Raw genomic sequence first — 9,305 nt, 5'->3', positions numbered from 1 at the left:
TTGGAATTGCCGTCAAAAACATCGCGACTTAGTATTTTCCCAACCCCTCTATTTCCGACGAGACGAACGACATGGACGCACGCGCTAAAACGGGAGTGTCGATCAGGTCCGCGACGAAGCGCTATGGCGCGGTGATGGCGCTCGATGACGTATCGCTCGATATCGCGCCGGGCGAATTCGTCTCGCTGCTCGGGCCTTCTGGCTCGGGCAAGACGACGCTGCTCGGCATTCTCGGCGGCTTCGTGCAGCCGAGCTCGGGCAGCGTGTGGGTCGGCGAGCGTGACATTACATTTGCGCCGCCGCACAAGCGCGATATCGGCATCGTGTTTCAGAACTACGCGCTCTTTCCGCACATGACGGTAGGCGAGAACGTCGCGTTCTCGCTGCGTGCGCGGCGCGAGCCGAAATCGACATGGGCGAAGCGCGTCGCCGAAGCACTCGCCATGGTCGAACTCAAAGGTTATGAAAGCCGCAGCATCCATCAGCTTTCGGGCGGACAGAAGCAACGCGTGGCGCTTGCCCGCGCAATGGTGTTTCAACCGCAACTCATTCTGATGGACGAGCCGTTGTCCGCGCTCGACAAGCAACTGCGCGAGACCATGCAAATCGAATTGCGCAGGCTGCATCGGCAGCTCGGGGCGACCATCGTCAACGTGACGCACGACCAGCGCGAAGCACTCACGATGAGCGATCGCGTCGCCGTGTTGAAGGACGGCAGGCTCGTGCAGATCGACACACCCGAGCGCCTGTACGACCGTCCTTGCGATGCGTTCGTCGCGAGCTTCATCGGCGAAGCGACGATGCTCGATGTCACGCGCGCCGGCGACGATGCCGTGCGTCTCGGCGATACGATTCTACGCACCGCGCATCCATTGCCGCGCGGCGAGAAGCTATTGCTCGCGGTGCAAACGGAAAAGCTCGTCATCGACGGCGAGAACCGTCATGCGGATGCGAACCGTCTTTCATGCCGTGTGACCGAAGTGCTCTATCAAGGCGAGAGCCTGCGCGTGTTCGCCGCGCTCGCCGACGGCACGGCGATCAGTCTTCGGCAACCCGGCAGCCACGACGCGCGCAAGCGCATCCCCGAGCCGGGCGCATCGATGACGGTCGCGCTCGATCCGCAAGACACGATCGTCGTGTCGGCCTGATTTCTTCTCACCGCCTGTGCACGGGCGATTTCGACTGCAAACGTAGATACGCAACCCGTAAAGGATGACGCAATGAATCTCACCGATTTCAAGGTCCTGACCTTCGATGTCGTCGGCACGCTGATCAACTTCGAAAAGGGCGTGCTCGATTCCGTGCGCCGGCTGGGCGGAGCGAAGGCAAAGGACCTGACCGACGATCAGATCTTCGAGCCGTACATGGAAGGGCGCGCGAAGTATCCGGGCAGATCGAGTCATGAAATGGCGAACGTGTATCTGCATCTCGCGAGCAAACTCGGCTTGCCCGACGATGCGCAATCCGCCGCGGCATTCCAGCGCGATGTGCTCGAATGGCCCGCATTCGAAGACTCGGTGGCGGCATTGAAGCGTCTGCGCAAGCACTTTCGTCTTGTCGCGATGACCAACGCGGATCGCGTTGCGTTGTCGGCCTATGCTCACACGCTCGGCAATCCGTTCGACGATACCGTCTGCTGCGATGAGACCGGCGTCGCCAAACCCGATCCGCAATTCTTTGCCTATAACCGTGGACGTCAGGCGGCGTTCGGCTATAAGTTCGAAGAGATCCTGCATACGGCGCAGAGCCAGTATCACGACATCGGCATCGCAACGAAGCTCGGTTATTCGACATGCTGGATCGAGCGGCGCCAGGGCATGAAGGGCTTCGGCGCGACACCCGTGCCCGAGAGCGTGACGACGCCGACGTGGAAGTTCGCGACGCTCGCCGCGCTCGCGGATGCCGTCGACGACGAACTCCGCGCCGCCGCCTGACCATGCGCGCCCCGACGACACCGCTGCGCCCGCAACCGGACTCGTTGTGGCGGGCGATAGCCGCGCCGATGAGCACCGGCGCACCGCTCGCACGCGATATCGATGTCGAAGTGGCGATCATCGGCGCGGGCTATTCGGGCTTGAGCGCCGCGTATGCGCTGCAAAAGCGCGGCGTCGAATGCGCGGTGCTCGATGCGAATCCGATCGGCTGGGGCGCAAGCGGACGCAATGGCGGCGTGGTGTCGTCGAAGTTTCGTCTCTCGTTTCCGACGATCGCGAGCACGCATGGCATCGATGTCGCGAAGCGCATGCATCGGCTCGCGCACGATGGCGTGCGCACCGTCGAGGCGTTCGTCGACGAGTTCAAGCTCGAACGCGCGCGCTTCGAACATACGGGCAGCCTGCGTTGCGCGCATACGGAACGTGCGCTCGCATCGATATGCGCCGAGGCGGACTGGATTCGCACGACGCTCAACGATACGTCGATGAGCGTGCAATCTCGTGCTGAAGTCGAACATGAGACAGGCTCGAAGGGCTTCGTCGGCGGCGTGTTGAGCGCGGACGCGGGCACGATCCTGCCGCTCGAATACGTGCGCGGCATCGCGGCCGGTCTGATCGCGCGCGGCGTGCCGATCTACGAAGCGACGCCTGTCATCGACATGTCGCGCGAACAGGACGGCCGCGTGCTGTTGACGGCGCCCGGCGGCACGGTGCGCGCGAAGCAGGTCATCGTCGCGACGAACGCCTATTCGAATCTGACCGAGGCAACCGCTTCATATCATCGCGAGCTCGTGCCGTTCAGAAGCGCGATGATCGCGACCGCGCCCTTATCTCCGGAACTCGATGCGCAGTTGATGGTGAACCGCCGCAGCTACACCGAAACGCGCCGCATGATGAAGTGGTTCCGCAAGGTCGATGGCCGCATGTTGTTCGGCGGCCGCGACGCGTTCGGCAAGGAAGGCGAGCCGACCGGCTTCGATGCGCTGCAACGCGCGATGGTCGCGCTCTTTCCGCAATTGAAGGACGTGCCGGTGGAATTTCGCTGGTCGGGTTATGTCGGGATGACCTTCAACGCATTGCCGCACGTGGGCCGCAGCGACGATGCGACCACGTTCTGTCTCGGCTATAACGGCGCCGGTGTCGCGATGGCGAGCCTGATCGGTCAGCATGCCGCTGCGCTTGCGCTCGGTGAGAAGCCCGAACTCGCGCTGCTCGCGCAAGACGGCTTGCGGCCCGTACCGTTTCATGCGTTGCGCGCGCCGGGTGTGCGGCTCGTCGCTGCGTGGTATCAGTTCCTCGATGCAGTAGGTGCATGATGACGACAGCCAAACGGATTCTCCAGGACCCCGCCGTGATGCAACCCGCGACGATCGATCCATCGGTGCGGCATCAGCGACGCGAAGACCGCGCGATGCTGCTGTTGATGGCGCCCGCGCTGTTCGTGGTCGTCGTATTGCTCGTCGTGCCGCTCGCGTGGCTGTCGTGGCAATCGTTCTATCACGACGGCGTGTTCTCGCTCGTCAATTACAAGCGTGTCTTTACCGGTGCCTATCTCGACACCTTTCTGCTGACGTTCAAGCTCAGTTTCATCGTGACGGCGATTACGCTGCTGCTCGGCTATCCCGTCGCGTATTTCGCGGCATCGATATCGCCGCGATGGAGCGCGCTCGTGCTCGGCATGGTGATTCTTCCGTTCTGGACGAGCGTGCTCGTGCGAACGTATGCGTGGCTCGTGCTCTTGCAACGCACCGGTCTCATCAACAAGGCGCTGCTCGGCATGGGTCTGATCGAGCGCCCGTTACAGCTTTCGTATAACCAGTTCGGCACGATCATCGCGATGGTGCATATCCTGTTGCCGTTCATGGTGCTGCCGCTCTACTCCGCGATGCAGAAGATTCCGCCAAATCTCTCGCAAGCAGGTGCGAGTCTCGGCGGTTCGCCGCTGCATGTGTTCTTGCGCGTGTTTCTGCCGCTGTCGATGAGCGGGGTGCTCGCGGGCGTCACGCTCGTCTTCGTGCTGTGCCTCGGCTTCTATATCACGCCCGAGCTGATGGGCGGCGGCAAGTCGATGATGGTGTCGATGATCGTGAGCCGCAACGTCGAGATCTACAACAGTTGGGGCGCGGCAAGCTCGGTGAGCGTGGTGCTGCTTATTTGCGTGTGCGCGATCTTCTATTGCGTGAGCCGCGTGATTCCGCTCGAAAAGACACTGGGGGCGAAATGAATACCTTATCGTTCGGCCGCGTGACGCTCGGTGCATCGGTGATGCTGATTCTCGCGTTTCTGATGATTCCCGTGGTCATCGTCGTGCCGCTGTCTTTCTCGGATGCGCGTTTCCTCACGTTTCCGCCGCCTGCGTATTCGTTGCGCTGGTATCACGCGTTCTTCGATAATCCCGCGTGGATCGATGCGGCGAAGACCACCTTTGCGGCCTCGACGTGCGCGGCCTTGATCGCGACGCCGGTCGGCATCGCGGCGGCATACGGCATCCAGTATGGATCGCACTGGTCGTTGCGCTATCTGCGCACCTTGCTGATGCTGCCGCTGATGGTGCCGATCATCATCGTTGCAGTGGGCGTGTTCTTCGTCTTCACGCAGGTGGGTTATGTGAACACGCTTGGCGGTCTCATCATCGCGGATACGATGCTCGGCCTGCCGTATGTGCTCATCTCCGTCGGCGCGGACTTGCGCACGTTCGATCGCACGCAGGAGATGGTCGCGCGCAGTCTCGGCATGAATCGCTTTCGCGCGTTCATGGCGGTGACGTTGCCGCAGATCAAGGCGAGCGTGATCTCGGGTGCCGTGTTCGTGTTCATTCAGGCGCTCGATGAAACCGTCGTTGCGCTCTTCATTTCGGGCGGCAACAATCAGACGCTCACGCGCCGCATGTTCGTCACGCTGCGCGATGAAATCGATCCGACCATCGCCGCCATCAGCACGATGCTGACGGCGTTGACCTTGTGTCTCGTGATGATCGTCGTCGTGAGCCGGCGATCTTCGGCTGCGGCGCGAGCCTGAATCTTTCACAACGAAAAACCATGCGACATCTACAGCAGTTCTATATCGACGGCGAATGGGTCGAACCGTACGGCGATACACGTTTGCCGGTCATCGATCCATCGACTGAAGAAGCGATCGGCGAGGTCGCGCTCGGCGATGCGCGCGATGTCGATCGCGCGGTCGCGGCGGCGCGGCGTGCGTTCTCATCGTTTTCACGGGCGAGCGTCGCAGAGCGCGTTGCGTTGCTCGAGCGTTTGCTCGAAGCGTATGTCGCGCGTTACGACGAGATGGCCGATGTCATCTCGCGCGAGATCGGCGCACCGGCGAAGCTCGCTCATGCGTGGCAGGCCGCGCTCGGCAAGCGTCATATCGAAGAGACGCTACGCACGGTCGAACGCTTTCAATGGCAACGCAAGAAGGGCACGACGCTCGTCAATCACGAGCCCGTGGGCGTGGCCGCGCTCATCACGCCGTGGAACTGGCCGATCAATCAGATCGTCTGCAAGGTCGCGCCTGCGCTCGCGGCGGGATGTACGGTGGTGTTGAAGCCGAGCGAAGTGTCGCCGATGAACGCCGTGCTTTTCGCCGAAATCATCGATGCGGCCGGCGTGCCCAAAGGCGTCTTCAATCTCGTCAATGGCGATGGTCCGACCGTCGGCGCGGCATTGAGCGCGCATCCGGATGTGGACATGGTGTCGTTCACCGGATCGACGCGCGCGGGCATCGAAATCGCGAAGCTGGCCGCGCCGACCGTGAAGCGCGTGCATCAGGAACTCGGCGGCAAGTCGGCGAACATCCTGCTGGACGATGCCGATTTCGAAGTAGCCGTCACGGCCGGCGTGAATTCGTGCTTCAGCAACAGCGGTCAATCCTGCAATGCGCCGACGCGAATGCTCGTGCCCGCATCGCGGCACGACGAAGCGGTGCAGATCGCGTTGCGCGCGGCGCAGAAGCAGCGCGTCGGCTCACCGAGCGATCCGGCGACGACGATGGGCCCCGTCGTCAGCGACGTGCAGTTCGAACGCGTGCAGCGGCTGATCGATGTCGGCATAGAAGAGGGCGCTGCACTGGTGACGGGCGGCGCGGGGCGTCCCGCTGGACTCGAACGCGGTTATTACGTGAAGCCGACCGTGTTCGCTAACGTGAATCCTTCGATGACCATCGCGCGCGAGGAAATCTTCGGCCCGGTGCTCGCGATCATGCCGTATCGCGATGAAGAAGAAGCGATCGCCATCGCGAACGACACGCCTTATGGCCTGGCGGCTTACGTGCAATCGCAGGATCAGGAGCGCGCGCGCCGCGTGGCGATGAGAATGCGCGCGGGCAGTGTCTACGTGAACTATCCGGCGTGGGATCCGGGCTCGCCGTTCGGCGGCTACAAGCAGTCGGGCAATGGGCGCGAATATGGCGAGTGGGGACTGGAAGCGTTTCTCGAAGTGAAGGGCATCGTGGGTTACGGCGCCTGAGTCACGGCGTGCGCGGCCGGTTCATGCTTGTCGAGGACCGTGCCGCGCAATGCATCCGCCACGCGCTCGGCGATCATGATCGTCGGCACGTTCGTATTCGCGCATGGAATCGACGGCATCAACGACGCGTCGCATACGTGCAGACCTTCGATGCCATGCACCGCGCCGCGCGCATCGGTCACGGCCAGCGGATCGCTCGATGAACCCATGCGGCACGTTCCCGACGGATGCCATGTCCCGCCGACATGGCGCGTGACGAACTCGGTCATCTTGCGATCGTCGGCGAGCAGTTCGTCGATCGTTATGCCTTGCGTCACGACGCCTTTGATCAACGCACCACGCAACGGCCCGGCGATATCGAGCAGCGCGCTCAACGCGCCGCGCTGGAGCGCATTCCATGTTCCCGGCACCGCCACCGCTGCAACGCGCGGTGAATAGCTCGATGGAAAGATCGCATCCATCGAAGCCGATGCAAGCGTTGCAGCGCCGAAACGCAGCGCGAGCTTGAGCCGTTCGAGATCGCGGGAATCGGAGAGCATCGCGAAGTCGACGTTGGGTTCATCGAATGCATTCGCCGATGCCAGCGTGACGCGTCCGCGCGAATAGGACTTGTTGACCCAGAAGAAGATCGTGCCCAGCCGATAACCCACCGAATGCCAGCCCGAACGCGACAGGATCGCGCCGTGCATGTCGCCTTGAACGGTGTCGGCCAGGCCGGATGAAAAGCGCACGATCGCCTGCTCGTGATGTTCATCCGGAAACGGCGTGCGTGCGGCGCGCGGCAAAAACGCGGAGACCGCTATCGAAGGATGTTCCATCAGATTGCGCCCGACGCCGGGACGATCGGCCACTACGTCGATGCCGAGCGCGGCGAGTTCATCGCCGGGGCCGATGCCGCTTCGCATCAGCAATGCGGGACTGTGAATCGCACCCGCCGATACGATCACGCGATGCGCGCGCAAGTCTTGACGCGTGCCGTCGGCGCGAACGATGCGCGCACCGATCGCGCGCTTGCCATCGAACAGAATGCATTCGACGACATCGCCGGTGCGTATCGTCAGATTGCCGCGAGCGCGCGCGGCATCGTCGAGATAGCACACCGAGGTCGGTATGCGTTCTCCGTTCACGCTGACCGCGATCGCACCGATGAACGTGCCGTCTTCCCAAGGTCCGTTCTGATCGTCGCGCAAGGCGTGGCCCCTATCGGCAAGCGAGGCGAGCACCGTGCGCACGAACGGCGAAATGCGCGGCCATGCCGTGCGTTGAATGCGTAACGGGCCATCGCTGCCGTGCAGCGGGCCGGTGACATCGCAATCGGTTTCCAGCTTGCGAAAGTAGGGCAGACACGCTTGCCAGTTCCAGCCATCGGCGCCAAGCGCTTCCCATTCATCGTAATCGGATGGAGAGCCGCGATTGGCCATTAACGCATTGATCGCGGAGCCGCCGCCGAGAAGCCGCGCCTGTTCGTAGCGTCGCAGCGCCGCGGCGCGTTCGCTCATGCGCGCTTTCAATGCCTGCCAGATGTTGCGCGTGTCGAGATATGCGCGGCCCGGATAGCGGCTGCGGATGGCATCGGGCATCGTGCGCGCGGAGATGTCGCGGCCCGCTTCGACGAGACACACGGTCGCGCGCGCATCTTCGGAAAGGCGCGCGGCCAGCACGCAGCCGGCCGAGCCGCCGCCAAGAATCAGAAAGTCGAACACGTCGGCGTTATTGCATGAACTTGAGCCAGCGGGCCTTCGCCTGAATGCCGGACTCGGAAGCCCACCATTCTTCGGAAAGCAACGCCTGCTTCGCCGCATTCGCGGGCGCGCTCGGCAATTCGGATGCGCGCTTGTCGGTGATCTTGCCGGTTTTGAATGCAGCCGGATTGCCCGGACCGTAATCGATATAAAGCGGCAGATTCGCCTGCAATTCCGGCGATACGGCCGCGTTAAGGAAGCGCACGGCTTCGTTCATGTTCGGCGCGTTCTTGAGGATGCAAAGCTGCGTGTTCTGCAGAATTCCGTCGTTGAACGTGAAGGCGACATCCGGATTGTCCTTCATCACGGCGCTCGCGCGGCCGTTCCAGATCATCGTCATGTCGACTTCGCCGTCGTGCAGCAATTGCGCCGACTGTCCGCCCGAAGTCCACCACACCGTGACGTTCGGCTTGATCTCTTCGAGCTTCTTGAACGCGCGATCCACGTCGAGCGGATAGAGCTTGTCGCGCTGCACGCCGTCCGCGAGCAGTGCGGCTTCGAGCACCGTCATCGGATCGTTGCGCAGTGCGCGCGTGCCGGGGAAGTTCTTGACGTCCCAGAAGTCCTTCCAGCTTTGCGGCACTTTCTTCAGCGACTTCTTGTTATAGCCGATGACCGTCGAATAGAACTCGTACGCCACCGAATAGGGCGTGCGGTATTTTTCGGGAATGGCTGCGGCGTTGGGTAACTTCGAGAAGTCGAGCTTTTCGAGCAGCCCTTCGCGCCCGCCGCGCAAGCAGTTCGACGTGGGCGTATCGACGACGTCCCAGATCGGCTTGCCGGTTGAGCCTTGCGCCTTGATCTGCGGCCACGCATCCGGAATGCTGTCCTGGTTGATCGTGATGCCGAGCTCTTTCGCGGCGGGATCGAGAATCGCCTTGGTTTGCGCTTCCTGATACGCGCCGCCTTGCGATACGAACGTGATCTTGCCCGCTGCGAACGACGGCGCCGCGCTCGCGATGGAGAGCAGCAATGTCATGGCCAGCGGACGAACGGGAAAGTGCGGACAGCGGAATCTTGCAATCTTCATCACGGCGTTTTCCTCGACAAGATTGAAGCAGTGGACGTCCTGCAGATCGCGGTCCCGTCCGGCTTCGAGCGAAGACGAGGACGGCGCGCGGATGACTAAAAATATATTGAGTCAAATACGCGGGGGCAACGCC

The 9,305-nt window shown here is 62.4% G+C and carries 8 protein-coding genes; 6 read left to right on the top strand and 2 right to left on the bottom strand.

The window, feature by feature from the left end; all coding sequences use genetic code 11:
* The first annotated feature begins 71 nt into the window (after positions 1 to 71).
* The 6 genes from NCS03_RS27765 (at position 72) to NCS03_RS27740 (ending at position 6,400) form a co-directional block, all read left to right on the top strand.
* Positions 72 to 1,148, top strand: a complete 1,077-nt coding sequence (locus NCS03_RS27765) for an ABC transporter ATP-binding protein (protein ID WP_250530236.1) — start codon at positions 72 to 74, stop codon at positions 1,146 to 1,148.
* Between the two features lie 72 nt (positions 1,149 to 1,220).
* Positions 1,221 to 1,934: an HAD-IA family hydrolase gene (locus NCS03_RS27760; RefSeq protein WP_008346978.1), complete on the top strand. Its 714-nt coding sequence runs from the start codon at positions 1,221 to 1,223 to the stop codon at positions 1,932 to 1,934.
* A 2-nt stretch (positions 1,935 to 1,936) separates the two neighbouring features.
* Positions 1,937 to 3,250 carry an NAD(P)/FAD-dependent oxidoreductase gene (locus tag NCS03_RS27755; protein ID WP_250530235.1) on the top strand — a complete coding sequence of 438 codons (1,314 nt, stop codon included), beginning with the start codon at positions 1,937 to 1,939 and terminating at the stop codon, positions 3,248 to 3,250.
* On the top strand, positions 3,247 to 4,158 hold the full coding sequence (locus NCS03_RS27750) for an ABC transporter permease (protein WP_008346976.1): 912 nt from the start codon (positions 3,247 to 3,249) through the stop codon (positions 4,156 to 4,158). The genes NCS03_RS27755 and NCS03_RS27750 overlap by 4 nt, the downstream gene beginning before the upstream one ends.
* Positions 4,155 to 4,952 (top strand): ABC transporter permease, encoded by a 798-nt coding sequence (locus NCS03_RS27745; protein WP_250530234.1) that lies wholly within the window; start codon positions 4,155 to 4,157, stop codon positions 4,950 to 4,952. The genes NCS03_RS27750 and NCS03_RS27745 overlap by 4 nt, the downstream gene beginning before the upstream one ends.
* A gap of 20 nt (positions 4,953 to 4,972) precedes the next feature.
* Entirely contained in the window at positions 4,973 to 6,400 is a 1,428-nt protein-coding gene (locus NCS03_RS27740; RefSeq protein WP_250530233.1) for an aldehyde dehydrogenase family protein, read from the top strand.
* Here the strand turns inward: NCS03_RS27740 and NCS03_RS27735 are convergent.
* Entirely contained in the window at positions 6,388 to 8,103 is a 1,716-nt protein-coding gene (locus tag NCS03_RS27735) for a GMC family oxidoreductase (RefSeq protein ID WP_250530232.1), read from the bottom strand. The genes NCS03_RS27740 and NCS03_RS27735 overlap by 13 nt on opposite strands.
* A gap of 7 nt (positions 8,104 to 8,110) precedes the next feature.
* On the bottom strand, positions 8,111 to 9,172 hold the full coding sequence (locus NCS03_RS27730) for an ABC transporter substrate-binding protein (protein ID WP_008346971.1): 1,062 nt from the start codon (positions 9,170 to 9,172) through the stop codon (positions 8,111 to 8,113).
* Positions 9,173 to 9,305 lie beyond the last annotated feature (133 nt).

Origin of the sequence: Caballeronia sp. ATUFL_F1_KS4A (assembly GCF_023630905.1) — a bacterium.
Taxonomy (GTDB): Bacteria; Pseudomonadota; Gammaproteobacteria; order Burkholderiales; family Burkholderiaceae; genus Caballeronia; species Caballeronia zhejiangensis.
This window is presented reverse-complemented; position numbering and strand designations above follow the sequence as displayed.

Bases quoted from the DNA above. Each gene is read 5' to 3' on its own strand.
- NCS03_RS27765 (WP_250530236.1), top strand. From the start codon at position 72: ATGGACGCACGCGCTAAAACGGGAGTGTCGATCAGGTCCGCGACGAAG.
- NCS03_RS27760 (WP_008346978.1), top strand. From the start codon at position 1,221: ATGAATCTCACCGATTTCAAGGTCCTGACCTTCGATGTCGTCGGCACG.
- NCS03_RS27755 (WP_250530235.1), top strand. From the start codon at position 1,937: ATGCGCGCCCCGACGACACCGCTGCGCCCGCAACCGGACTCGTTGTGG.
- NCS03_RS27750 (WP_008346976.1), top strand. From the start codon at position 3,247: ATGATGACGACAGCCAAACGGATTCTCCAGGACCCCGCCGTGATGCAA.
- NCS03_RS27745 (WP_250530234.1), top strand. From the start codon at position 4,155: ATGAATACCTTATCGTTCGGCCGCGTGACGCTCGGTGCATCGGTGATG.
- NCS03_RS27740 (WP_250530233.1), top strand. From the start codon at position 4,973: ATGCGACATCTACAGCAGTTCTATATCGACGGCGAATGGGTCGAACCG.
- NCS03_RS27730 (WP_008346971.1), bottom strand. From the start codon at position 9,172: ATGAAGATTGCAAGATTCCGCTGTCCGCACTTTCCCGTTCGTCCGCTG.